This is a genomic window from Polaribacter glomeratus (assembly GCF_002954665.1).
Classification (GTDB): Bacteria; Bacteroidota; Bacteroidia; order Flavobacteriales; family Flavobacteriaceae; genus Polaribacter; species Polaribacter glomeratus.
Window position 1 is genome coordinate 1,340,539 of sequence record NZ_MSCM01000002.1, and the last position, 24,962, is coordinate 1,365,500.

A 24,962-nucleotide genomic window follows, 5' to 3' on the forward strand; every position below is an offset into this window, starting at 1 on the left:
AATAAAATTGATTTGTTTCACAAGAAGTACTCTCCTTGTGGCATAAAAAGTGTTTTTATAAAGTAAATAGACTAAATAACAGGAGAACCTTTATTTAGATTTTGAGCAAATGAAGTTTTTAATAAAATAGATTGCGCTTCAAAAAAAGGTTTTTTAATCGCATAAAATAATTTTTGTAATAGTTTTAATATGGAGTTCGTTATTGTATTAAAACTTTGAATTATTAATTTTATATCTTCTTTAGAATCAATATCATGCAGCGGCTCTAAAAAATGAAGCTGTAAATTTTGAGCGGATGCTATCGAAGAAAAATAGTTGTGTAAATGATTGGTTTGCCAAGGAGATTTTAAAAAGGTTTCTCTATTAAAATGTTCTTTTTTAATTCCCATTAAATAAAAGCCACCATCTTTAGAAGGACCTAAAACAAAATCTTTTTTTTCTAATTGTTTTAATGTATCAACTAAATGGTGTGTTTTTAAATGTGGAGTGTCATTACCAATTGTAATTACATTGTTAAAATTTTTATCAAAAATAGTTTCAATTGCATTTAAAAAACGTTCGCCAAATGAGTTTCCAATTTGTTGTTTATCCGAAATATGAAAATATTCAATTCCTGATTTTTTTACCGTTTTAATTATCTGCTCATTTAATGCCGAAAAAACTTCGGCTGAAAGAAATGATTTTCTTTCGGCTTCTTTTTCAGCAGAATTTGCAAATATTAATACGGCAGTTTTATTTTTCATTTTTATTTTGACAAAGGTTTTAAAACCCTTACAATGTTTTTTTAAGCTACAACTCCTTGACAGCTGCTTCCTGAGCCCGCAGTACAACCATAACAATGTTGATTGATAATAATATTTCTGTCTTGCAACAATTCTTCATTATAATCGGCAATGTGTTTTACTTTACTGGCAACTTTTAAATTTAACATTTGATTAAAATCGCAGTCATACAACCAGCCATCCCAACTTACAGAAATTGTATTGGTACACATTACATTTGCTACTGCTGCAGGATTGTATGCATCCACCAATGAAATCATATAATCTTCATAGTTTTCTGATGCGATTAAATAATCTAAAAAACGACTAATTGGTAAATTTGTAATTGCAAATAAGCTATGAAAATCGATTTCAAAATCATTTTTTAACGCCTTTTTAAAATCATTTTCTAACGCCATTTGATCTCCAGGTAAAAATGCGCCCGAAGGATTATACACTAAATCTAGTTTTAAATCAGAACCTTCTAATCCGTAACCAATTTCATTTAGCATTTGCAAAGCTTTGATCGATTTATCAAAAACACCATCACCACGTTGTTTATCTGTTTTTCCACGTGTCCAATGGGGCATAGACGAAACCACATGTACTTTGTGTTTTTTGAAAAATTCAGGTAAATCGTGGTATTTTTTATTAGCTCTAATAATGGTTAGGTTAGAACGCACAATAAAATCTTTAATTCCGGCTTTGGATGCTTCTTCTACAAACCATCTAAAATTAGGATTCATTTCTGGTGCACCACCTGTTAAATCTAAGGTATGAGCTTCTGTTTTTTTGATGACTTCCAAACATTGATTCATGGTTTCTAAGGTCATGATTTCTTTTCTGTCTGGGCCAGCATCTACGTGACAATGCGAACAAACTTGATTGCACATATATCCTAAATTGATCTGTAAAATTTCTAATTTCTTAGGACGTAAAGGAAACTGATTGGTTTCTTTAATTTTAGCAGCAAAAGTGGGTAGCTCTCCGTTTGCGAAAATTCCTTCAGAAAGAATTTCCATTTGACGAGACGTATTTGCAATGTCGTTATTTCTTGCTTTTAATGATTTAGTTGCCATATTTTAGTTTTAAGTAGGCAGTTTCAGTATTCAGTTTGAGCAGGTTTTTCTGCCAACTGATTCCGTAAACTTTATGTTTTATGTTTATTAATACTTACGTAATTGGTTGTGGTTTGGTTTTATAATTAACAAAATTCAATTTAAACGAACTAGTGTCACACTAAGCTTGTTGCAGTGATTTTTTGATAACTTAAAAAGTATATGAATTTCTAATTGAAAGATTCTTTTTTAAACTCAAGTTAAGCGATTTCTAAAATTTTGCCGAAAGGCTAGTTCAAAAGTTTAAGGTATAGATCCCGCGGAAAACGGGATAAGCGATTCATTTAGTTATTGCTGATGAGATCCTTCGTTTCTCAGGATAAGCGATTCTCACAATTCTGTAAAAAACAGAATTGGTTCACTGCTTACATTTCTAACTTGTCTACCTTATTCATCATTTGAACGCCATGAACCAAAGTTGCGCCACTTTTAATTGCTGCACCAACATGAATTGCTTCCATCATTTGTTCTTTGGTAATTCCGCGTTGCAAACCATCTTTTGTATACGCATCGATACAATAAGGACATTGTTCTGTATGCGCAACGGCCAGGGCAATTAAAGATTTTTCGCGAGCTGTTAAAGCGCCTTCTTCAAAAACTTTTCCGTAATAATCAAAAAACTTGTTTCCAAGTTCTTCACTCCATTCTGTTATTTTTCCGAATTTTCTTAAATCGGCAGCATCGTAATATGATTTTGACATGTGTTTTTTTCTTTTTAAAAGCGAAATATACTAATTTATTTGCTGTTCAAAGTCCAGTTATATATTAGATAACTAATTTTTGCATCCGAACTTATTTGAATTTTAGTGTATGAATTTATATAATCGATAATTGAACCATTTTTGGTAAAATCGTCTTTAAACCAATCAAAAAGTGATGAAATTTCAATTTTATCTTTCGAAATTTTATTTCTTGATGCATCGTTAATAAAGTCTTTCATTAATCGAGATAATTCTGATTCTATATTTTTTTCAGTAAATGCTGTATTTGATAACTTAGGACAAGAACCAGAAGCGCAATTTACACCCACATGAATTCTTGGGTCGAACAACGTTTTACGTAAAATTTCGTGTTCTATATAATCTAGCGTATAGGTTTTACCACCAACTTTTGCAAACGGAATTTTCCAAGCCGAATTTCCATTTTGTTTAATATCCATGATGGATTTTAGTGGGTAATTTTCTAAGATAATTTTAATTGTATATGCGTTGTAAGCATTTATCCAAAAGGCTTTTTGTTTATTTGTAGACCAATTTTTTTCAAGCGAAGTTTTTTCTAAATAGAATAAGAAAGTATCTAACTTATTTTCGTCTTTTTTGAATGACTTGTAATCTACAATTCCGTTTTTAGAAACATGCTTTTGTAGTAAATCATTAAAAATTGATGTTTGTGCTTTTGTTTGATGAAGGCTAAAAACAACAAAAAAGATAAGGAGTTTTTTCATTTGTTTGGATTTCTAATTTTATAGACGAAACTTTTTTTGATTGATTACAAAATTTAGTCTAAAATTTCTTCATTTATTTTTAAGTTGAATCTTTTTCTAAAAAGATAAACGGCTCCATATAAAAGAGGTGTGTCTAGAACTGCAACAAGTACTTTAAAAAGAAAACCACCTATTAATAAGGTTGAAAAAAGATGCCAAGGTAAAATTTTAAAAGTACATAGCAGAAAAATTACGGTAATCGTATCTATAAATTGCGATGCAAAGGTTGAGAAATTATTACGAAGCCATAAATGTTTCCCATTGGTAAGATTTTTCCAGAAGTGAAAAATTCTGATATCTATAAACTGTGCAAATAAATATGCCATCATCGATGCAAAAACAGCTAAAGGAGACAAACCAAAAACTTGATGAAAAGTGCTATTATCTATAGGCGAATTATCAATTGCCGGTACAAAATCTGCCATTAAAATAATAATCATCGAGAAAAAGGAAGCGAATATTCCGGCAATAACTACTTGATTTGCTTTCTTTTTTCCATAAATTTCTGATAAAATATCAGTAATTAAAAAGGTAATTGGGTAAGGTAAAATGCCTACAGAGATTTCAAAACGATACCAACCAAAAGGTTCCCAATAAAAGAATTTTTGAAAAATTAAGTTAGAGGCAACCAATGAAGAGATAAATAAAGCAGCTAAAATTAAAAAGATACTATCTGCTACTTGTTTGTCTTTTTTTGTCATTAAGCGAATTTACTAAATATTCTTTTTGTTTTAAAGTTTTAATAAATTATTAGATAGTTCTAGCCCTGATTGAAGCCTTTCGACAGCGCTCAAGAAAGGCTCTTGTTTGAGCTCTTTTTGTATTTACAAAAAAGCGAGTGCATTTAGACTTCGCTCAATATAAACTACAAGCGGGATTAGCTTCAAATAAAAATCATTATTTTAGCGTTCGATTATACAGTTATAAAAATCAACAATTAAACAATAAAAAATGAAAGCATATATTTTTCCGGGGCAAGGAGCGCAATTTACAGGAATGGGATTGGATTTATACGAAAAGTCTTCATTAGCGCAAGAATATTTTGAAAAAGCAAACACAATTTTAGGGTTTCATATTACAGATATTATGTTTGAAGGAACCGCAGAACAGTTAAAAGAAACGAAGGTTACACAGCCAGCAATTTTTTTACATTCTGTAATTTTAGCCAAAGTTTTAGGTGATTCTTTTCAACCAGAAATGGTTGCGGGTCATTCTTTAGGAGAACTTTCTGCTTTAGTTGCAAACGGTGTTTTATCTTTTGAAGACGGATTAAAATTAGTTTCTAAACGTGCTTTGGCAATGCAAAAAGCTTGTGAAATTGCACCATCCACAATGGCTGCAATTATTGGTTTAGAAGATAACTTGGTTGAAGAGGTTTGTACTGCAATTGATGGAGTTGTTGTTGCTGCAAATTACAATTGTCCGGGTCAATTAGTGATTTCTGGAGAAATTGAAGCGGTAGAAAAAGCCTGTGAAATATTAAAAGAAAAAGGCGCAAAAATGGCAGTAATATTGCCTGTAGGCGGGGCGTTTCACTCGCCAATGATGGAGCCAGCAAGAGAAGAGTTAGCTGCTGCAATTGAAGCAACTACATTTAGCAAACCTACGTGTGCAGTGTATCAAAATGTAACTGCGAGTGCTGTTACAAATCCTGATGAAATAAAGAAAAACTTAATGCTACAATTAACGGCGCCTGTAAAATGGACGCAATCGATACAAGCAATGATTGCGGGAGGAGCAACTGAATTTATAGAAGTTGGACCCGGTAAAGTGTTACAAGGTTTAATGCGTAAAATTGATAGAAGTGTTACTGCAAGTGGAGCAGTTATGGCTGAGTAAAGATATAAATGACTATAATTTAGAAAAAGACCATCCTTTAAAAGATGGTCTTTTTCTGTTTATCAAATAAGATGAGCACTTTATGGATTCATAACGACAGTTTATCAAGTGTACGTTTACAATACCTATATTCTCAATTAATTTTGTTTGGTAAATAGTAGAATCAGAATTTATGAAAAATTATATTAAAATTGGATTATTGTTATTTTTTGTAGTTATTTTAAATAGTTGCTCAGAAAGTACAACCGCTAACACAGCACCTGTTGTTATGACAAATATTACAACAGAAATTACCTATACAACCGCAACTAGTGGCGGAGATGTTACTGATGATGGAGGTGAAATAATTACCAGTAGAGGTATTTGTTGGAGCACAAGTCAGAATCCAACTATTTTAGATAATGTAATTGCTGCTAGTACAAATGTTTTTGCAAGCAACATTATTGGTCTTGGTCAGAACGGTGGAACGTACTATGTACGAGCATACGCTATAAATGCAGTTGGAACGACTTATGGAAACCAAGAAATGTTTAATTCTTGGAAGTTAGACGACACTAAATGGGCATTTTTATTGAATTATAACGTCTCTAATTCAAATTATCCTGGTGATGTAGATTTTTTTGCAAATGCAACTACAAAATGGGATGAGCCAGATTATCCTGGAGTATATACAACATTAGGTACTTGGTCTGTAGAAGGCGCTGTTGTTACGTATAACATGACAGGAGATTCAGCAGCAACAAGCTATATTTATACAGGAACTTCTGTAAATAATACAACAATGAGTGGCACCTTTACTTGGGGAGCAAATCCTGCAAAAACTTTTACTGCAACAAAGTATCCGTAATAAAAATTTAAGCGAATAAATAAGGCCTTTACAATTTGTTAAAGGTCTTTTCTCTTTTATAGAACTCTGATTGCAGATAATCGAATGAAGTCTACCATTCATAAAATCACTCTTTTAATAGAGTAGAAATGTGATCATTTTTGGTATTATGAACTCAAAAAAAATGAATTATGAAAACAAAATTATTTTTATTAACCGTATTAGCTTTCTGCAGCTTCACAATTAATGCTCAAACAATAATACCAGACGCAAACTTTGAACAAGCTTTAATAGATTTAGGGTACGATGATATTATTGATGGACAGGTATTAACGGCAAATATAAGTGGTGTTATTTCTTTAAATATTTCAGATCCTTTAAATAATGCAAATTTGCCAAACGTAGCAGGACTAATTACTAACATGACAGGAATTCAAGATTTTACTGCATTACAGTTTTTGTCATTAAATAATAATAACGTTTCCGTTTTAAACGTAAGTAGTAATTTAGCATTGTTAGATTTAAATTATTCAAACAATAATATAACTACAATTGATTTAAGTTTAAATACACTTTTAAGAGCTCTATATTGTGAATCAAATAATATAACAACTTTAAATGTTGGTTCAAATCTAAACCTAGAATTTTTGTATTGTTCTTTTAATCAAATTAGTGTTTTAGATGTAAATTCCAATCCATTATTAGCTACCTTGTTTTGCGGTAATAATCAATTAAGTGCGTTAGATGTTTCGTTAAATACAGAATTAACTCAATTATCTTGTGACAACAATATGTTAACCGCTTTAGATGTAAGTTTAAATCCTTTATTAACATCTTTAGGGATTCAAAGGAACGCAATAACCGCTTTAGATGTAAGTGTAAATAATTTGTTATCAGTTTTGTACTGTAGTTTTAATCAGCTTACAACTTTAAATATTGCAAATGGTAATAATGTAGCAATCGAAGTGTTTTATTCCATAGGAAATTCAAATTTAACTTGTATAACTGCGGATGCTTCAACACCGCCAATTGGTTTATCAGGTTGGTTTAAAGACAGTCAACAAATGTTTAGTGCAAGTTGTCCATTAACCTATGTGCCAGATGATAATTTAGAAGCTTATTTAGAAACGCATGATGCATTAGGAACTGTCGTTGCCCTAGGATCTCCTATTAGTATGGGAAATGGTATTGCAAATGATAACTATGTTTTTACAAACAGCATAAATACAGTTACAAACTTGCAAGTTGCTAATTTATCAATTGCTGATATGACAGGAATAGAAGATTTTACTGCTTTAGAAATATTAAGTGTAAGTGGAAATTTATTAACCACTTTAGATGTAAGTTTAAACAGTCAATTAGAAAAACTTATTTGCGATAGCAATCAAATTACCACTTTAGATGTAAGTTCTAATACCCTATTACAGTTTTTAACTTGTGGTTACAATCAAATATCAAATTTAGATGTAACTTTAAATACATCATTAATTGGATTGATCATTGATAATAACCTAATTTCATCAATTGATGTTAGTAGTAATGTTGCATTAGAAACTTTATCAAGTTCATCAAATTTATTAACCACTTTAAATGTAAGTTCAAATACTGCATTGACAAGTCTTTATCTTCAAAGTAATCAAATTACAGATTTAGATGTAAGTTCAAATGCTCTTTTAAATATATTCTACTGTAGTTATAATCAGTTATCAACGTTAAATATTGCTAATGGAAATAATACAGGATTTGCAACATTTGACTCAACAGGAAATTCGGCATTAACGTGTATTTACGCAGACGCTTCAACACTAGCAAATGGTATATTTGGTTGGGTTAAAGATATTCAACACGTTTTTAATGCAGATTGTTTCACAGTATGGACTGTACAAACAAACCCAACAACCACAACAGCATTATTAGCAGTTTCTGGTTTAGATGCAGATAATAATGGAAGTATATCATTGGCTGAAGCGGCAGCTTATGCAGGAACTTTAGATTTAAGCGGTTCAGGTATTACAGGCGTAGAAGGTTTACAGGCATTTACAGGTATTATAACCTTAGATGTTTCTGGAAACGGAATTACAGATTTAAGTCCGTTAACAAACTCAACATTTAGCGTAATTGCAAAAACATCAGGAGTTACAAAAACCATTGCAAAAACATCAGCAATGGCATTAGAAACTTTAATTTTAAGCAATAATAATTTTGAGGTAATTGATTTAAACAGTCTTGTTAATCTAAAAGTAGTTAAATTATTTAATAATCCAAATTTAATAACGGTAAGCATCCAAAATGGAAACAATGCAACTATTACAGCATTCGATTCCTCAAATACGCCAAACCTAAGCTGTATTTTGGTAGATGACGTAGATGCAGGTTATTTATTAACTTGGACAAAAGATGACAAAAACACCTTTGTTGCCAATGAAGAAATTTGTAGATCTACAGTTTTAGCTGTTGATGATCTAGATTTAGAAGCAAATGTGTTTTTGTTCCCAAATCCTGTAGGAGATTTTTTAACCTTAGAACTAAGTAGTAATTTACAATTACAAAAAGTTAAAGTATATTCATTAACAGGTAAATTAATAAAAGAAGTAACCCAAAATACATTAGATTTTACAAGATTTTCTAAAGGAGTTTATGTTTTAAAAATCTTTACAGACAGAGGTATGTTAACTAAAAAAATAATTAAACAATGAGGGTACTAAAAATAATAGTACTTGTTGCACTCGTAACAATGTATTCATGTCAAAATAATACAATTGTATTGACAGAGAGAATAGAAATGAAAATAGATAATACTATTGTTGATTTTAATAATAACATTGAGGCCAAATTAATATTATTACCAGCAAGTACAGGTTCTCCAAACTATTTTAGATTAACGGCAGAAGATAATAGTTCTAATACATTTATGATAACTAACCTTTTTCCTGTTTTAGGAGTTACACCAGTCGTTCCAAGTTCTGGTGCAATTCAAGCACCTGAAAGTAATTTTATTAGTGTTTTTGGTTTAGATGTTGATGATGGTAATGCTGGTAATAACTTAGTTTATTCAGTTACAGCTTTTGGTTTGGAAGGAGAGCAAATAGAAGCTACAATTAGCGGTACATATTATGATAATTTAAACGTACAGCATACACTATTTATTATAATTGATGTAACAAGAGATCAATAAGCTATGGTTTTATAAATAATTTAAAAACGCAAAAAAAATATTTTAATAGTAATAATGAGTATTCTCACAGCCTGTAATTGTCGAAATAAATCTGAAGATTCTATTTCTAAATGTTAATAACACACATACATATAATTTAGATGATGATATAAGCGTATAATTTTCATATAGTAAAGTAAAAACAACCAATCATCGAGTTAAAACAACACTTTATAGATTACTAGTTTCAAGGACCAAATTCAAATGCTATTTTTGAAAAGAATTATTTAATGAAAAAGAGAACATTGCTAAAAGCCACAGAAATTTTCTGTGGTTTTTTAATTAAAACGTATCTTTAAGAATGGTGAGAAAAATAATCAAATTTCTTGTTTTTATCTTTTGTGTCAATTGTTATGCACAAGAACCTTTGCAATATAGGGTAAAACAAGGGTTGCCATCAAATCATATTTATGATATTGAAGAAGATGAAAATGGTTTTATGTGGTTTGCTACCAATAGAGGTTTGGTAAAATACGATGGCGAAGCTTTTAAAATTTTTACTATAAAAGACGGTTTACCTAATAATGATACTTGGAGGCTAGAAACCGATTTAAAAGGCAGACTTTGGTATTACTCCAAAAGTAGTTACCAAGGTTATATAAAAAACGATAGTATTTATAAATTTAGTACAAAACAAAAAGAAATACTATCACCACTTTTCACCTATAAAACAAAAGATAGTTTATGGTTTTTTGATTCTTCTATAGGTTTAAGAACCATTAATGAAACCAATATTATAGCTGCAGAATTTAACAAGGATCTTTTCCCTTCAATTGTAAATAAATTAAATAAAATTCAACAAAAAAATGGTTTTAATATTGTTAATTCAATGCCATTATTATTAAATCCAGAAACTAAAGAGTATTTTTTAATCAATAAAACAAAAGTATTAATCTATAATAATTCTCTAAAATTTATAAGAGAAATTCCAATAAATTTACCAGTGTCATTTAATGCAAACAATCAGCAGAAAAGAGGGTTAATGTATCATTAAATTGCTTTTTTTGAAATGGAAAAAGGAATCTTATTTATAGACTGTAACAACTATAAAGCTACTTATAAATCATTTAAAGAAATGGTAGGTGTAGAAAATGCTATGTATGTTAGAACAAAAAGTTTAAAAAACGAGTTTCAGGTTAGTATTCCAGGTCACTTAATGGTTTTTGATTATAACTTAAAGCTAAAAAAAGCCTACTCTTTTTTAGACCATTTAAGCAGGGCTAGTTACAAAGATAGTAGAGGAAATATTTGGCTTATTGATTTTATGAATGGAGTATCCTTATTGCCTAACCCCCAATTACAAACTAAATATTACCAGAAAAACAATAAAATTCAAAAAATAAATAGTATTGATGGTCGTCTTTATTTAGGTATTAATGAAAAAGGATTTTATAAGTTTGATAAACTTACAAATGAATTTATGCTTATTCATAAGTTTACAAAAAAAGATAATGCAATTTATCAAATTAAGAAAGATTCGCTTGCAAATAAAAATTTTTTCATTGTAAACGATTTTTCTTATTCAATAAAAAAATCAAATTTTGAGGAATTTAAAATAAAAAACACTAATTATTTAAATGATAATAGCGCTAATTATTTTATTAGTAGTTTTAAAGATATCACTTCTTATAAAGGTGCAAATTATATAGTAACAACTTCAAGATTATTAAAAAGTGAAAATCAGTTAAAAGGTGCCAAAGTAATTACTAATAAATCAGGATTATTATTAGCGAAGGTTTTTAAAGACGAATTGTATGTTGCAGGCAGTGATGGTTTAAACAAACTCGAAAACGAAACCTTAATAAAGCCCAAAATAAAAAACGATTTACTTCATGTATCTATTTGTAGTATAACTTCTATTAACAATTTTTTAATAATAGGTACAGATGGAAGAGGTGTGTATTTATATGATGAAAAAGAAGTAATCCATTTAAAAAATACTGATGGATTTAGCATTCAAAAAATTTTAAAAAAAGAAAATAATTTATGGATTGCAACACAAAAAGGAGTGCATCAAATTACACTGAATAATGCTGATTTACAAAACTCTAAACTAACAAATTCTTTTTATGATACAGATGGTTTAGTACAAAATAATACAAATGATATTTATATAGAAAATGATACTTTGTTTGCTGCTTCGGATGCCGGTTTAGCAAAAATAAATATCAATAATTCTATTTATAAACAGCAGCCTCGACTTTCTTTTAAATCAAAAAAGATACTTTAAATTATAAAAGCGAAGAACGAGATAATATCTCTATAACCTTTGCTTTACAAGATTTTGTGAATCAAGAGTATATAACATATCAATATCGATTACTACCGTCACAAAAAAACTGGACAAGCACAAAAACAAAAACATTAAATTTCTCTAATTTATCACCAGAATTTTACACACTCGAAGTAAAAGCAACCGATCAACATTTTAATAAGAATATAAAAAAAATATATTTAAACGTTATTCCTACTTGGTGGCAGACTACATTTTCAAAAAGTATTTTTAGTGTTTTAATTTTTTCATTTTTAGGTCTTTTTATGTTGTTGATTAAAAATAGAATTCAGAAAAAAATAGCAGCAAAAGCAGAATTAGATAGAAAAATGGCTGGTTTAGAATTGCAATCATTACGCAGCCAAATGAATCCACATTTTGTGCATAATTCATTAAATGCAATTCAATATTTTATCCAAAGAAATGAAGTAGAATTGTCTGAAGATTATTTGGTAAAATTCTCGAAATTAGTGCGTTTATTTTTTGAATATTCTCGCAAACAAACCTTAACTATTGAAGAAGAGGTTACGCTGCTAGAAAATTATTTGCAGATAGAAAAATTACGTTTCGAAGACAAGCTCTCTTATTGTATAAATGTTGATGAAAAAATAGATAAAGAAGAGCTGCAAATTCCTTCTATGTTATTACAGCCAATAGTAGAAAATGCAGTAAATCATGGGTTGTTTCATAAAAAAGGAAACGGCTTGGTTACTGTAGATTTTAAATTAATAGACAGTAATACGTATATGGTTACTATTAAAGATGACGGAATTGGAATTAAAAAAGCAAAAGAATTTTATAAGAATTCAGTTAAAAATTATCAATCGTCCTCAACTATTGTATTGCAAGAACGTTTGTCTTTATTGCAAAAAAGTAAAAATTGGGAAGTAACGTATTCTATAGAAGATTTATCAGAAACAAATAGAGGAGAAGGTACAGAAGTAAACATTTCTTTTAAACAAAAGTATTTATGACTATAACAGCTGTTTTAGTAGACGATGAGCCAAAAGCACTTGCAATTCTTAAAAATAAGATTGAAAGATTTTGTTCAAATATTGTAATTATTGGCGAAACGCAAGATCCAAATGAAGCGATTGCTTTGATAGAAAGAAAAAAGCCTCAGCTAGTTTTTTTAGATATTGCTATGCCGCAAATGAGTGGTTTTGATATGCTTACAAAATTTTCGAACCCACAATTTGAAGTTATTTTTGTTACTGCTTTTGATGAGTATGCCATAGATGCAATTAATTATTGTGCTATTGGGTATTTATTAAAACCTGTTGATAATCAAAGTTTAATAGCCACTGTAATTAAAGCAGCTCAAAATATTGAAGACAAATCTGCTTTATCAAAAAACAAATTATTAATTCAAAATTTGGGAGTACAAACTTTTCAGAAAAAGAAAATTGTAGTTCCTACACACGATGGTTTAGAGTTTGTAGAAATAAGTAATATTATTTTTTGTGAAGGAACAGAAGGATATACAAAAATTCATTTTTTAAATTTAAAAACTATTTTAAGTTCTTATAGTATTGGTCATTTTGTTAAATTATTGAGCAATCAAGATTTTTATTTAATACACAAATCGTATTTAATTAATTTAAATCACATAGAAAAGTATTTAAATGAAGGGTATGTTGTTTTAACAAACAATCACAAACTTCCAATTTCTAGAAATAGAAGAAGCGATTTTATTGATAACATAAAGAATTAAACTCTTTTTTTTGCTTGTTATTTCTTCAAATTGATGGATAAAGCATCTTTATTTATAAAACTAAAAAAGTTTCAATTTGAAATTGAGACCTTTCTATAATTAATGTAGATTGAACAAAATACATGTTTTAATTCGTTTCAATGAAGGCTTTTTTTCCTTTTTAGAGTCGAATTTTCCCGTTCAATAAGGTTTTGTCTTTGTAAGCAGTTGAATTGTAGTTTATTTGTGGAAACAAAAACAGAAATACAAAAAATCAATTATCATGAAAAGTATCATCAACAAATTATCAGCTTTTATCTTTCTAATTATTGCAATAGGGTTTGCAAGTTGTAACGATTCAACTGAAGATTTAGGCCAACAATTAACAGCAGAACTTACTATTCAAAATAAAACACAACTTCTTGAAAGCAGTGAATGGTTATTAAGCGGTTTTGAAACAAATGTTATGCATACTTTTAAAAACGGAAAACGTTTTACTCATTACGGAGTAGCTGGTGTATTTCCTGCAGAACCAATTCCTGGAACTGAAGAATATACGATTACAGGAGGTTTTTTAACAATAGATTTTAACTTTGGCAACGTTTATACCTATGAACTAAAAGTTTCTTGCGATACTAATATTGTGGAATTTTACAGAGATGGAGAATTACAAACAACTTTATATAAAAAAAGTTCTGATTACAAACAGTGTTTGTAAGGGTTCTTAAATTATAAAAAAAAAGGCTTCCAAAATGTTCTGAAAGCCTTTTTTTTACCTAAATAATTCTTCTTATTTCTTTATTTTTTTCTGTCTCTCATTCAATAAAACAGGCTCTCCATAGCCTAACTCTTCCATTCGTTCTAGTTGCGTTTCTGCATCACCAACAACCAACCAAATCATTTTATTAGGATTCACATATTTGTTAGCTAATTCTTTAATTCGCTCTTTGGTCATCGTATTCACGGTGTTTTCTTGGTCTTTTACATAATCCGCTTTTAAACCATAGTCACTTATATTAGATAACATTCTTAATTTTGCGTAATCAGTTTCAAAAGCTCTCGCGTTGCTTTTAATTAAGAAGCTTTTGGTAGTTTCTAAATCTTTATCAGAAAAAGTGTTTGGATAGTCTTCTAAAATTTTCTTTACAGCTTGTGCAGATTCTAAGGTTACATTGCTTCTTACGCCACTAGAAATATTAAAATCTCCTTTTGCTTTTGTGCCAGAAAAACCAGAACGAATGCCGTAGGTATATCCTTTTCCTTCGCGTAATTCTTGCGTTAGCCTAGAAGCAAAACTACCACCACCTAAAATATAATTCATCACAGAAGCCGCATAATAATCTTTATCCGTTGCAGCCAAAGCAGGCGCACCAAATTGTAAAACAGATTGTTTTGCATTCGGGATGTCATAAAAATAAACGACAGGTTTTGTTGGAGCATCGGGCGTTTTATACACAGGGATTTTAACTTCTTTAGCCACCCAGTTTTTGTTGATGCTTTCTAAAGAGGCAACTACTTTTTCTTTTGATATGTCTCCAACAACCAACATTTTGGCAACAGAAGGAGAAATATAATTTTTGTAAAATGCTTTAAGATCTTCAATCGTTATTTTTTCTACGGATGTTAAAGTTCCTAAAGTATTTTTAGAACGGATATTATCTTTTCCGTAAATCAACTCATTATACGCATTTTGTGCTACAGCATTTGGATTTCCTTCTTGTTGACGTAAATTTGCAATTGTTGCATTTTTTAAAAGGCTGAATTCTGTTTCATCAAATCTTGGTTCTAAAAGCATTTCTTGCGCTAAAGTTAATGTTTTAGTGTAGTTTTTAGCTAAAGTGGTTCCGCTTAAAGTAATGTTTTCTGTATCAGCATAAATATTGATAGAAGCGCCTAATTCTTGAATCGCTTCTTGTAATTCTTTAACCGTTTTAGTTTTTGTTCCTTTATTTAAAAGACCTGCAGTTAAATTGGCAACGCCTAATTTATCAAAAGATTCTAGTAACTGACCACCATCAATAGTAATATTAAAACGTACAAGTGGCACTTCGTTGCTTTCAATTCCGAATATCTTTAAACCATTCTCTAAACTACTTTCATATACTTTAGGAACCGCTAAAGAAGGTGTTTCTCCATAAGGAGGTTCGATACTTCTATCAAAAGTTGAAGGAGTTTTTTCGTAGGTTGCTGCAATTTTTGGATCAAATTTTTCCTCAGCTCCGGTTACAATTACTTCTTCTACAACATCCGCTAAAACAGCACCTTTTAAAGCTAAATCAGCCGAGTTTTTAGGCACAAAACTAGTGGCTATATAATTTTTATTTTTGATGTATTTGTTATAGACACGTAGTACATCTTCTTTGGTTACAGCGATGGTGTTTTTTAAATCTTCGGTTACAAAACCAGGATTTCCTGTATACGTATTGTAAGAAGCCAAACCAGTTCCTTTACCTAAAACGCTCGATAAACTGCTGTAAAAATTAGTTTCTTGACCCGCTTTTATTCGGTTTAAATCTTTTTCTGAGATTCCTTCTGCTTCAAATTTTGCAAACGCTTTTTCAATTCCGGCTTTTATTGCGTCTAATTGTATGCCATCAAAAGCTCTTACTAAAAGTTGTGTTTGTCCTGCCAATTCAGAACTGTAATTATACATTGCTGTGTAAGAAGTTAGTTTTAAATCATCTACTAAAACTTCATTTAATGGAGCAGATTTACCGCTAGATAAATATTCAGTTAAAACCTCTAACGGATAAGAATCTGGATGATAAGAGGCTACCGTTGGCCAAGCCATTGTTAATTGCGGCACTCTGGCAAAATTATCTTCATAATAGAAAGACTTGGTTTCGTCTACTTTTCCGGCTCTTTTTACAAGCGCAGGAATTTCTTCTGTTCCTCTAGGAATTTCATCAAAATATTTGTGCACCCATTTTGTAGCTTGGGCAATATCAATATCACCAGATAAAACTAAAGTAGAATTATTTGGAACATACCATTTTTTAAAAAATGTTTTTACATCTTCTAAAGTGGCATTTTGCAAATCTTCTAAAGAACCAATTACCTGCCAATTATAAGGATGCTCTTTTGGATATAGGTTTTTATCAATCACATATTGGTTATGTCCATAAGGTCTGTTGTCATAACTTTGTCTTTTTTCGTTTTTAACAACTTGCTTTTCTTTGGCTAAAACTTCGTCTGTAACCGTGTTTATAAACCAACCTAACTTATCGGCTTCTGCCCAAATCATTTTTTCTAAACCATCTTTTGGCACCGTTTGTAGGTAGTTTGTTCGGTCTCTAGAAGTAGAGCCATTTGCACCAGAACCACCAATTCTTGCGCTCATTTTATCTAAACCTCCTTTTCCTAAATTTTCTGATTCTAAGAATAATAAGTGTTCAAATAAATGTGCAAAACCAGTTCTGCCTTCAATTTCTCTAGCAGAACCAACATGAACCATTAATTCTACAGCAACCACAGGATCGGATTTGTCCACATGAAAAACAACCTCTAAACCATTGTCTAGTTTTATTTTCTTGTAGTTGATGCTTAATTCTTGAGTTTCTCCTTGCGTTTTTTCTTCGGATGAATTTTTGCAACCAATAAAAGTAGCTGCAAGTAAAAAAGTAAATACTATTTTTTTCATTTGAGTTGAATTTTGACAATGAAAGTTACTAAAATGAAAAGGAGAATTGCGTTCTATTTTGTTAAATTAAATTTAAAAATAATTTAAACCGTTAATTTCTTGTTTTTTATTCAGATTTCCAATTTACTGTTTCCAAGAATAAACGTAAATTTGCAGCTTCTTAAAAAGAAAATAGATGCAATACAATCACTTAGATATAGAAAAGAAATGGCAAGAATTTTGGGCAAAAAACCAAACTTTTAAAGCTAGTAATCCTGTCTTGAGCAATGTTGAAGGGCAATTAGAGAAACCTAAATATTATGTGTTAGATATGTTTCCTTATCCGTCAGGAGCAGGTTTGCATGTTGGCCATCCTTTAGGATATATTGCAAGTGATATTTATGCACGTTACAAGCGTCATAAAGGTTTTAATGTGTTGCATCCGCAAGGTTATGATTCTTTTGGTTTGCCAGCAGAACAATATGCAATTCAAACGGGGCAACATCCAGCAAAAACAACCGAAGAAAATATTAAAACATACAGAAGACAATTAGATCAAATTGGTTTTTCTTTTGATTGGAGTAGAGAAGTACGTACTTCTAGTCCTGAATATTATAAGTGGACACAGTGGATTTTTATCCAACTATTCAATTCTTGGTACAATAAAGATACAGACAAAGCAGAAGATGTTGCTGCGTTAATTTCTGTTTTTAAAAAGGAAGGAAATGCAACGGTAAATGCCGTTTGTGATGAAGAAATTGCTTCTTTTTCTTCGGATGAATGGAATGCATTTTCAACCAAAGAACAAGAAGAAATTTTATTACAATATCGATTAACTTTTTTATCGGATACAGAAGTAAACTGGTGTGCTGAGTTAGGAACTGTTTTAGCAAATGATGAAATTGTAAACGGCGTTTCCGAACGTGGTGGTTATCCTGTTGTCAGAAAAAAAATGACACAATGGTCGATGCGAATTTCTGCCTACGCGCAACGTTTGTTAGACGGTTTAGAAACAATCGATTGGCCACAACCATTAAAAGAATCTCAAAGAAACTGGATTGGCAGAAGTCAGGGCGCAATGGTTACTTTTAAAGTAGATTCAGGCGCTATAAAATCAACATCCGAAGTAAAATTATCATACAAAGAATTAGAGGCTTTAAAAGTATTGCGTTTAAATTTATCAAAAGCAGAAGCGATTCTTTGGGATGAACTAAAAAATAAAAAAGGCGCGGCAAAATTCAGAAAAAAATATACAATTGGTACATTTTTAGTGGATTATGTGTGTTTAGCAAAAAATATAATTGTTGAGTTTTCTGGTAAAGAAGATGAAGCTGCAAGAGCTGAATTTTTTACAAGTGAAGGTTTCAATTTTGTTCGTTTTACCAATCAAGAAGTTATTGATAACGTGTTGGCGGTTGTTTCTAAAATAAACAATACAATTCAGTTTTCAAAACCAATTGAAAAGTTAGAAAGTAATCAGAACGTCATTGCGAGTGAAACGAAGCAATCTGCTTACAAAATAGATGTTTTTACAACAAGACCAGATACTATTTTCGGAGTAAGTTTTATGACCTTAGCTCCAGAGCACGAGTTGGTTGCAAAAATTACTACAGATGCTCAAAAAGCAGACGTTCAAAGTTATATTACAGCAACGGCAAAACGTTCTGAGCGTGATAGAATGGCAGATGTAAAAACCATTTCTGGTGCGTTTACGGGTGCGTATGCAATTCATCCTTTTTCTGGTGAGAAAGTACAAATTTGGATTGGAGATTACGTGTTAGCAAACTACGGAACAGGTGCAGTTATGGCGGTTCCTTGTGGTGATCAACGTGATTATGACTTTGCAAAACACTTTAATATTCCGATTCCGAATATTTTTGAAGGAGTCGATATTTCGGAAGCAGCACATGCAGATAAAGACGGAACGAAAATTGCAAATTCAGACTTTTTATCAGGATTAAAATATAAGAAAGCATTAAAATTAGCCATTTTTGAAATGGAAAAACGTGGTTTTGGTTACGGAAAAATAAATTACCGTTTGCGTGATGCCGTTTTTAGCAGACAACGTTATTGGGGCGAACCCTTTCCTGTTTATTATAAAGACGGAATGCCACAAATGATTGACGAAAAACACTTGCCAATCGTGTTGCCAGAAGTTGAAAAATATTTGCCAACCGAAGATGGAAAACCACCTTTAGGAAACGCAACAGAATGGGCTTGGGATTCTCGTAATAAGAAAGTGGTTTCTAACGAAAAGCTAAAAAATAAAACAGTTTTTCCTTTAGAATTGAACACAATGCCAGGTTGGGCAGGAAGTTCTTGGTATTTTAATAGATATATGGATGCTACAAATGCAACTGAATTTGCAAGCAAAGAATCTTTAGACTATTGGAAAGAAGTAGATTTATATATTGGAGGTTCTGAACATGCAACGGGCCATTTATTATACGCACGTTTTTGGCAAAAATTCTTGTTTGATAAAGGAGTAGTGCCTGTTGATGAGTTTGCAAAAAAACTGATTAACCAAGGAATGATTTTAGGAACATCTGCTTTCGTGTCTATTTTTGAAGGTAGTTTTATCGCTGAAGATGACGATTTAAGTAGTACTACGGATACCAAAATACTTTTTAGTAAATCAGTTATTGATGTTATCAATAAAAACAGGATTCTTTATTATGATTTCTGGAATAAACCTACAATAAGTGATGATGAAATTATAGAAAAATATCACGTAGCGGAGGCGGATGTTGTAAAAGTGAAGAATTTATACGGAACTCTTTTAGAACTTGCTAAAAAACTAGGGTTTAAATCTATTTTATGGAATAAAGAAGTTTTAAAAGTACGCTCAATTCATGCGGATGTTTCTTTTGTAAATTCTTCGGATGAATTAGATCTTGAAGCTTTTAAAAATTGGAGAGCAGAATTTAAAGATGCAGAATTTATTACAGAAGAAGATGGCGCTTTCGAAGTTTCTCGTGAAGTAGAAAAAATGTCTAAGTCTAAATACAATGTTGTAAACCCAGATGATATTGTAACGCAATATGGCGCAGACAGCTTAAGATTATTTGAAATGTTTTTAGGTCCTTTAGAGCAAGCAAAACCTTGGAATACGGCAGGTATTTCTGGAGTTTCTTCTTTCTTGAAGAAATTATGGAAGCTATATTACAACGAAGAAGTTTTTGAAGTTTCTGAAGAAAAAGCAACATCAGAAGAATTAAAAGTTTTACACAAAACAATTAAAAAAGTAGAAGAAGATATCGAGAATTTCTCTTTTAACACTTCAGTTTCTACCTTTATGATTGCTGTAAATGGTTTAACTGCTTTAAACTGTAACAAACGTGAAATTCTAGAACCATTATTGGTTTTATTGTCGCCTTATGCGCCTCATATTTCTGAAGAATTATGGAGTCAGTTAGGAAATAAAGAATCAATTTCAACAGTCGACTTTCCTGTTTTTGATGCAAAACATTTGGTAGAAAGTGCTAAAAATTATCCTATTTCTTTTAACGGAAAAATGCGTTTTACGTTAGAACTTCCGTTAGATTTATCAAAAGAAGAAATAGAAAAGGCAGTTTTAGAAAACGAAAAGACAATTGCGCAGTTAGAAGGTAAAGCTCCTAAAAAAGTAATTATTGTTCCGGGTAAAATTGTAAACATTGTAAGTTAGCACACGCAGTGTGCGTTTGCTATTAGCTTGTTTGAGTAGTTTGTAATATTGAGATTTTGTCAGTTCGATTGATTCTGCTTTTGGGCGGGATTGTATCGAGAACTTTTGAAAAAGGTATTTATATGAAAGTATGAATCTATGAAAACTAAATTATATACTAATTGTCGTTTCGAAAAGCGCCTTTTTAGACGATTTAGAAATCTAGATATTAAAAAACATCTCGATACAAATTTGATAAAAAATAAAATTTACTCGATGTGACAGTATGTTTTTAAAAAAACTAATAATAGGAATTGTCAGGTTGTGTGATGTTCGATTTTAAGATAATTGTATCGATAAATTTTACAAAGCATCCAAAAAAAAAAGAAAAAATAGTGATTGATTTTTACGAAGTTATAGGTTTAGTTGCTGCGTTTATAACAACAGCATCGTTTTTACCGCAAGTTTTTAAAACCTATAAAACAAAAGATACCTCTGGGCTTTCTTTAACCATGTACACAACCTTTTTTGTTGGGATTGTTTTATGGTTAATTTACGGAATTCATTTAAAAAGTTTACCAATGATTTTAGCAAATTCAATTACAGCAATATCATCTTTGTTTTTGGTGATTATGAAATTGAAGTACAAATAAGAAATCAATTTTATATAAAAAATGAAAGTCATTACAAAATGTGTAATGACTTTTTTTATTCTGCATAACTTCAAAATTTTAGATCTATTTTCTGTCAATAAAAAGCTACTTTTGAGCAAACTTGAATTTAATGACAACTACTAGACAAAACGGAAGTTTATACACCAGCTTTCAAAACAATATCGCAACTATAGAATTTGGGCATCTTGCAAGTAACTCTTTTCCGAGTGAATTGTTAGAAAGACTTACAAAAGAGCTGAATTCAATTTCAAAAAACGATGTTATTTCTGTAATCATTTTAAAATCCGAAGGTGAAAAAGCATTTTGCGCAGGTGCTTCTTTTGATGAATTAGTTGCTATTTCAAATTTAGAAGAAGGTAAAAAATTCTTTACTGGTTTTGCAAACGTAATAAACGCCATGAGAACTTGTGGTAAACTTATTATTGGTAGAGTTCAAGGAAAAACTGTTGGAGGCGGAGTTGGTTTAGCTGCTGCTTGCGATTATGTGTTGGCAACAGAAAATGCTGCCATTAAATTATCAGAATTTACAATTGGTATTGGTCCTTTTGTAATTGAGCCGGCGGTAAAACGTAAAATAGGGGTTGCAGGTTTATCAGAATTAACTTTAGATGCTACCAATTGGAAAAATGCTTATTGGGCAAAAGAAAAAGGGTTGTATGCTAAAGTTTTTGAAACGATTAGAGAATTAGACGAAGAAGTAGAAATATTTGCATCAAAATTAGCGTCTTATAATCCATCCGCTTTAGCGGAAATGAAAAAGGTTTTATGGGAAAACACCCAAAATTGGGACGATTTATTAGCCGAAAGAGCTGCAATTTCGGGTGAATTGGTTTTATCAGAATTCACTAAAAATGCGTTGGCTAAATTTTCTAAAAAATAACTGTATGAAAATTGTATCTACAAATATTGGCGAACGAAAGGAAATTGTTTACATGAATGAAAAGTTGACAACGGGTATTTTTAAATTTCCTGTTGATATTCCAATTTTCCTAGATGTTGAAGAAGTTAAAGGGGATGCAATTTGCGATCGTGAAAATCATGGAGGAGTTGAGCAAGCTATTTATGGATATTCTTTAAAACATTACGATTTTTGGAAACCTTTGTACCCAGAGTTAACATGGAGCTTAGGAATGTTTGGAGAAAATTTAACGATTGACGCTCTTGATGAAACTAAAATTCATGTGGGCGATACTTTTAAAGTTGGCGAAACAATTTTAGAAGCAACCTTGCAAAGGAGTCCTTGTTATAAATTAGGAATTCGTTTTAACAATATGAAAATTGTAAAGCAATTTTGGAATACTACTTTTTGCGGTGTTTATTTTAAAGTATTGCAAACGGGTTTCGTGAAAAATGGTGATGCATTTTTGCAAATAAAAAGCTGTCCAAATAATCCAACAATCGCAGATTTATTAATCAAAAGGAAAATAGAAAAGGAATCTAATGAAGTTTAAAAAAATACATTTAGTGCTTTTTGTGTTTGCGCTTTTACCCTTTTTAAATATAATTTACTTGGGTGATTATTGTTTTGGTGTTGCTAATTTGTTAATAATTACTGGGCTTACAATTGTATTTGTTATTGCTTTTTTAGTAATTACTTTTTATGATTTATACAATTTATCTATCAAAAAATTACGATTTAACTTTGTGCCGCTATTGATCGTTTTTATTTTTTCTGTTTCTTTGTTTATAGGTATAAAGTATCAAGGAAAATTTTTGTTCAAAAATCAGCAAATATCTTTTAAAAACGAAGTAGGAGCCGAGGTAACCTCTAGGGTAATTCTATTTACTGATAAAACTTTTGAAGTTAAACAAGCCTTAAAAAATGAAGTTTGTACTAAAAAAGGAACCTATTATATTAAGAATGATTCTCTTTTTTTAAATAAAAAGGATAAATCTTTTAAAGATTTAATTTTTGATAGTATTTATTATTTTGACAAAACACAAAATTTATTAATCCCAAATAATAGAAAGCTAATAAGATATGAAGTTGAGAAATAGATATTTCTTAGAATTCTAATCATTATTTATGGTTTCCTGAATAAAAGAATAGAAAAAATGGATTAATGTGAAAATTATAAAAAATATACAATTAAATTTTGTTTTAATAAATTATAATTATTTATATTTGACCGTGGTTTTGAAGAAAGCCACACTTTTTCTTTTTCATAGCAATTTTCCCACTCAATTTATTGAGTGGGTTTTTTAATTTTAACAAACAAAACCTCAAAATTTCTATGGTAAATTGATATTTATAAAATATCTTTGCAAAAGATTAAACTAATAATGGATTCAGTAGCGATATCAGAGACAAAAACATCAATGAATACACTCCTTTCAGACTTAAAACAACTCACAAAAGTTGGTTTGTCTTTAAGTGTAGTTTTTTCTTCGGTTGCAGGTTATTTGTTGGCAGTAGATATAATTAATTATACAACACTTCTATTATTAGCTTTAGGTGGTTTCTTTATGGTAGGTGCGTCTAACGCATTTAATCAAATTATAGAGAAAGATACAGATGCGATTATGCTTCGTACACAAAACAGACCTTTGCCTACTAATAGAATGTCTGTTAATTTTGCAATGGCAATCGCTATTTTGTTTACTATTTTAGGAATTTCAATTCTATATAGCATCAATCCAAAGACTGCTTTGTTTGGCGCAATTTCAATTTTCTTATATACATGTGCTTATACACCTTTAAAGTCGGTTACACCGTTAGCCGTTTTTGTAGGTGCAATTCCTGGTGCAATACCTTTCATGTTAGGTTGGGTTGCCGCTACAGATCATTTTGGTATTGAAGCAGGATTTTTATTCATGATTCAGTTTTTCTGGCAATTTCCACATTTTTGGGCAATTGGTTGGTTACAATTTGAAGAATATAAAAAAGCAGGGTTTAATATGTTGCCTATGAACACCAAGGATAAAGGAGCTGTAAAACAGATTATTTTTTACACTTTTATTATGATATTGGTTTCAATAGCTCCCGTATTAAAAGTGTCAGGAAATTTTTACATTTATCCAGCGACAGCGGTAATTGTTGCTTTGTTAGGAATTATAATGTTATATTATGCAGTTCAATTGCATAAATCAGAAAAGAATACAGATGCAAGAAAACTGATGTTATCTAGTGTTTTGTATATTACTGTTGTGCAAATTATATATGTAGTAGATAAATTTTTACATTAGAAAGGATGATAGGAGAACAAGTTTTACAACAAGAGTTAATAGTAGCAAAAAAGAAATCTGCAAAACCAATGTTATGGATTTCTATGATTAGCATGGTAATGTTTTTTGCAGGATTAACAAGTGCATATGTAATTAGTATGAAACGAGATGATTGGGTTTCTTTTGATTTGCCTCAATCATTTTACATAAGTACAATTTTAATCGTAGTAAGTAGTATTACATTATTTTTATCACAAAGATTTTTAAAACAAAATAAAAGACAACTATCATTAAGTTTGTTAGTTGTAACTTTTCTTTTAGGAATTGGTTTTATTTGGCAGCAGTATGTTGGCTTTAATCAGCTTAAAAGTATTGGGTTATTTTTTACAGGTCCAGAAAGTACGGTATCAACCTCTTTTATAATTGGCATCACATTTATGCACGTTTTACATCTGTTTGCAGGAGTCGTTGTGCTATTGGTTGTTATTTATAATCATTTTAAATACAAATACAAATCAGACGATATGCTTGGTTTTGAACTAGGTGCAATCTTCTGGCACTTTGTAGATCTATTATGGATTTACCTATTTTTCTTTTTCTCTTTTATTAAGTGATGAAAAATAGTTATTTTTACAATCTAATTAAGAATTAA

The 24,962-nt window shown here is 30.4% G+C and carries 22 protein-coding genes; 16 read left to right on the forward strand and 6 right to left on the reverse strand.

Going from position 1 to position 24,962, the window contains the following annotated elements; genetic code table 11:
• Window positions 1-71: 71 nt before the first annotated feature.
• From BTO16_RS15925 to BTO16_RS15945, 5 genes are all read right to left on the reverse strand, one after another.
• Window positions 72-743 carry a DUF2064 domain-containing protein gene (locus BTO16_RS15925; protein WP_105022635.1) on the reverse strand — a complete coding sequence of 224 codons (672 nt, stop codon included), beginning with the start codon at window positions 741-743 and terminating at the stop codon, window positions 72-74.
• A 41-nt stretch (window positions 744-784) separates the two neighbouring features.
• On the reverse strand, window positions 785-1,840 hold the full coding sequence (arsS, locus tag BTO16_RS15930; protein WP_105022636.1) for an arsenosugar biosynthesis radical SAM (seleno)protein ArsS: 1,056 nt from the start codon (window positions 1,838-1,840) through the stop codon (window positions 785-787).
• A 404-nt stretch (window positions 1,841-2,244) separates the two neighbouring features.
• Window positions 2,245-2,580, reverse strand: a complete 336-nt coding sequence (locus tag BTO16_RS15935) for an arsenosugar biosynthesis-associated peroxidase-like protein (protein WP_105022637.1) — start codon at window positions 2,578-2,580, stop codon at window positions 2,245-2,247.
• 35 nt (window positions 2,581-2,615) lie between these two features.
• Window positions 2,616-3,323, reverse strand: coding sequence for a DUF547 domain-containing protein (locus BTO16_RS15940; RefSeq protein WP_105022638.1), 708 nt, complete (start codon window positions 3,321-3,323; stop codon window positions 2,616-2,618).
• A gap of 53 nt (window positions 3,324-3,376) precedes the next feature.
• Complete coding sequence (locus BTO16_RS15945; RefSeq protein ID WP_105022639.1) at window positions 3,377-4,063, reverse strand: queuosine precursor transporter; 687 nt, start codon at window positions 4,061-4,063, stop codon at window positions 3,377-3,379.
• Between the two features lie 250 nt (window positions 4,064-4,313).
• Between BTO16_RS15945 and fabD the strand changes: the two genes are divergently transcribed.
• From fabD to BTO16_RS15990, 9 genes are all read left to right on the forward strand, one after another.
• Entirely contained in the window at window positions 4,314-5,201 is an 888-nt protein-coding gene (gene fabD, locus BTO16_RS15950; protein WP_105022640.1) for an ACP S-malonyltransferase, read from the forward strand.
• A 172-nt stretch (window positions 5,202-5,373) separates the two neighbouring features.
• On the forward strand, window positions 5,374-6,048 hold the full coding sequence (locus BTO16_RS15955) for a hypothetical protein (protein ID WP_105022641.1): 675 nt from the start codon (window positions 5,374-5,376) through the stop codon (window positions 6,046-6,048).
• A gap of 170 nt (window positions 6,049-6,218) precedes the next feature.
• A complete protein-coding gene (locus BTO16_RS15960; protein WP_105022642.1) occupies window positions 6,219-8,723 on the forward strand; it encodes a T9SS type A sorting domain-containing protein in 2,505 nt (834 codons plus the stop codon).
• Window positions 8,720-9,202 (forward strand): hypothetical protein, encoded by a 483-nt coding sequence (locus tag BTO16_RS15965; protein ID WP_146105421.1) that lies wholly within the window; start codon window positions 8,720-8,722, stop codon window positions 9,200-9,202. Before BTO16_RS15960 ends, BTO16_RS15965 begins: the two co-directional genes overlap by 4 nt.
• Before the next feature lie 340 nt (window positions 9,203-9,542).
• Window positions 9,543-10,235 (forward strand): two-component regulator propeller domain-containing protein, encoded by a 693-nt coding sequence (locus BTO16_RS15970; RefSeq protein ID WP_105022644.1) that lies wholly within the window; start codon window positions 9,543-9,545, stop codon window positions 10,233-10,235.
• Window positions 10,236-10,250: 15 nt separating this feature from the next.
• Window positions 10,251-11,471: a ligand-binding sensor domain-containing protein gene (locus BTO16_RS15975; RefSeq protein ID WP_105022645.1), complete on the forward strand. Its 1,221-nt coding sequence runs from the start codon at window positions 10,251-10,253 to the stop codon at window positions 11,469-11,471.
• Window positions 11,472-11,527: 56 nt separating this feature from the next.
• The gene (locus tag BTO16_RS15980; protein ID WP_105022646.1) at window positions 11,528-12,487 is read left to right on the forward strand and encodes a sensor histidine kinase; all 960 of its coding nucleotides are present in this window, start codon (window positions 11,528-11,530) and stop codon (window positions 12,485-12,487) included.
• Window positions 12,484-13,227 carry a LytR/AlgR family response regulator transcription factor gene (locus BTO16_RS15985; RefSeq protein ID WP_105022647.1) on the forward strand — a complete coding sequence of 248 codons (744 nt, stop codon included), beginning with the start codon at window positions 12,484-12,486 and terminating at the stop codon, window positions 13,225-13,227. Before BTO16_RS15980 ends, BTO16_RS15985 begins: the two co-directional genes overlap by 4 nt.
• 262 nt (window positions 13,228-13,489) lie before the next feature.
• The gene (locus tag BTO16_RS15990; RefSeq protein ID WP_105022648.1) at window positions 13,490-13,924 is read left to right on the forward strand and encodes a hypothetical protein; all 435 of its coding nucleotides are present in this window, start codon (window positions 13,490-13,492) and stop codon (window positions 13,922-13,924) included.
• A gap of 72 nt (window positions 13,925-13,996) precedes the next feature.
• On the opposite strand, the gene BTO16_RS15995 is transcribed toward BTO16_RS15990, so the two are convergent.
• Window positions 13,997-16,846: a M16 family metallopeptidase gene (locus BTO16_RS15995; RefSeq protein ID WP_105022649.1), complete on the reverse strand. Its 2,850-nt coding sequence runs from the start codon at window positions 16,844-16,846 to the stop codon at window positions 13,997-13,999.
• A gap of 175 nt (window positions 16,847-17,021) precedes the next feature.
• Between BTO16_RS15995 and BTO16_RS16000 the strand changes: the two genes are divergently transcribed.
• The 7 genes from BTO16_RS16000 to BTO16_RS16030 all read left to right on the forward strand — a co-directional run bounded on the left by BTO16_RS16000 (window position 17,022) and on the right by BTO16_RS16030 (window position 24,924).
• A complete protein-coding gene (locus tag BTO16_RS16000; RefSeq protein ID WP_105022650.1) occupies window positions 17,022-20,492 on the forward strand; it encodes a leucine--tRNA ligase in 3,471 nt (1,156 codons plus the stop codon).
• A gap of 374 nt (window positions 20,493-20,866) precedes the next feature.
• Window positions 20,867-21,124, forward strand: a complete 258-nt coding sequence (locus BTO16_RS16005) for a SemiSWEET family sugar transporter (RefSeq protein WP_245892134.1) — start codon at window positions 20,867-20,869, stop codon at window positions 21,122-21,124.
• Window positions 21,125-21,254: 130 nt separating this feature from the next.
• Window positions 21,255-22,025 carry an enoyl-CoA hydratase/isomerase family protein gene (locus BTO16_RS16010; RefSeq protein ID WP_105022651.1) on the forward strand — a complete coding sequence of 257 codons (771 nt, stop codon included), beginning with the start codon at window positions 21,255-21,257 and terminating at the stop codon, window positions 22,023-22,025.
• A 4-nt stretch (window positions 22,026-22,029) separates the two neighbouring features.
• The gene (locus tag BTO16_RS16015; protein WP_105022945.1) at window positions 22,030-22,596 is read left to right on the forward strand and encodes an MOSC domain-containing protein; all 567 of its coding nucleotides are present in this window, start codon (window positions 22,030-22,032) and stop codon (window positions 22,594-22,596) included.
• A complete protein-coding gene (locus BTO16_RS16020; RefSeq protein ID WP_105022652.1) occupies window positions 22,586-23,143 on the forward strand; it encodes a hypothetical protein in 558 nt (185 codons plus the stop codon). The genes BTO16_RS16015 and BTO16_RS16020 overlap by 11 nt, the downstream gene beginning before the upstream one ends.
• Before the next feature lie 285 nt (window positions 23,144-23,428).
• Complete coding sequence (gene cyoE, locus BTO16_RS16025; RefSeq protein ID WP_105022653.1) at window positions 23,429-24,331, forward strand: heme o synthase; 903 nt, start codon at window positions 23,429-23,431, stop codon at window positions 24,329-24,331.
• 5 nt (window positions 24,332-24,336) lie between these two features.
• Window positions 24,337-24,924: a cytochrome c oxidase subunit 3 gene (locus BTO16_RS16030; protein WP_211298243.1), complete on the forward strand. Its 588-nt coding sequence runs from the start codon at window positions 24,337-24,339 to the stop codon at window positions 24,922-24,924.
• Window positions 24,925-24,962: the final 38 nt, after the last annotated feature.

Excerpts from the sequence above, each read along its gene's own strand:
- BTO16_RS15925 (WP_105022635.1), bottom strand. The coding sequence starts at position 743 with ATGAAAAATAAAACTGCCGTATTAATATTTGCAAATTCTGCTGAAAAA.
- arsS (WP_105022636.1), bottom strand. The coding sequence starts at position 1,840 with ATGGCAACTAAATCATTAAAAGCAAGAAATAACGACATTGCAAATACG.
- BTO16_RS15935 (WP_105022637.1), bottom strand. The coding sequence starts at position 2,580 with ATGTCAAAATCATATTACGATGCTGCCGATTTAAGAAAATTCGGAAAA.
- BTO16_RS15940 (WP_105022638.1), bottom strand. The coding sequence starts at position 3,323 with ATGAAAAAACTCCTTATCTTTTTTGTTGTTTTTAGCCTTCATCAAACA.
- BTO16_RS15945 (WP_105022639.1), bottom strand. The coding sequence starts at position 4,063 with ATGACAAAAAAAGACAAACAAGTAGCAGATAGTATCTTTTTAATTTTA.
- fabD (WP_105022640.1), top strand. The coding sequence starts at position 4,314 with ATGAAAGCATATATTTTTCCGGGGCAAGGAGCGCAATTTACAGGAATG.
- BTO16_RS15955 (WP_105022641.1), top strand. The coding sequence starts at position 5,374 with ATGAAAAATTATATTAAAATTGGATTATTGTTATTTTTTGTAGTTATT.
- BTO16_RS15960 (WP_105022642.1), top strand. The coding sequence starts at position 6,219 with ATGAAAACAAAATTATTTTTATTAACCGTATTAGCTTTCTGCAGCTTC.
- BTO16_RS15965 (WP_146105421.1), top strand. The coding sequence starts at position 8,720 with ATGAGGGTACTAAAAATAATAGTACTTGTTGCACTCGTAACAATGTAT.
- BTO16_RS15970 (WP_105022644.1), top strand. The coding sequence starts at position 9,543 with ATGGTGAGAAAAATAATCAAATTTCTTGTTTTTATCTTTTGTGTCAAT.
- BTO16_RS15975 (WP_105022645.1), top strand. The coding sequence starts at position 10,251 with ATGGAAAAAGGAATCTTATTTATAGACTGTAACAACTATAAAGCTACT.
- BTO16_RS15985 (WP_105022647.1), top strand. The coding sequence starts at position 12,484 with ATGACTATAACAGCTGTTTTAGTAGACGATGAGCCAAAAGCACTTGCA.
- BTO16_RS15990 (WP_105022648.1), top strand. The coding sequence starts at position 13,490 with ATGAAAAGTATCATCAACAAATTATCAGCTTTTATCTTTCTAATTATT.
- BTO16_RS15995 (WP_105022649.1), bottom strand. The coding sequence starts at position 16,846 with ATGAAAAAAATAGTATTTACTTTTTTACTTGCAGCTACTTTTATTGGT.
- BTO16_RS16000 (WP_105022650.1), top strand. The coding sequence starts at position 17,022 with ATGCAATACAATCACTTAGATATAGAAAAGAAATGGCAAGAATTTTGG.
- BTO16_RS16010 (WP_105022651.1), top strand. The coding sequence starts at position 21,255 with ATGACAACTACTAGACAAAACGGAAGTTTATACACCAGCTTTCAAAAC.
- BTO16_RS16015 (WP_105022945.1), top strand. The coding sequence starts at position 22,030 with ATGAAAATTGTATCTACAAATATTGGCGAACGAAAGGAAATTGTTTAC.
- BTO16_RS16020 (WP_105022652.1), top strand. The coding sequence starts at position 22,586 with ATGAAGTTTAAAAAAATACATTTAGTGCTTTTTGTGTTTGCGCTTTTA.
- cyoE (WP_105022653.1), top strand. The coding sequence starts at position 23,429 with ATGGATTCAGTAGCGATATCAGAGACAAAAACATCAATGAATACACTC.
- BTO16_RS16030 (WP_211298243.1), top strand. The coding sequence starts at position 24,337 with ATGATAGGAGAACAAGTTTTACAACAAGAGTTAATAGTAGCAAAAAAG.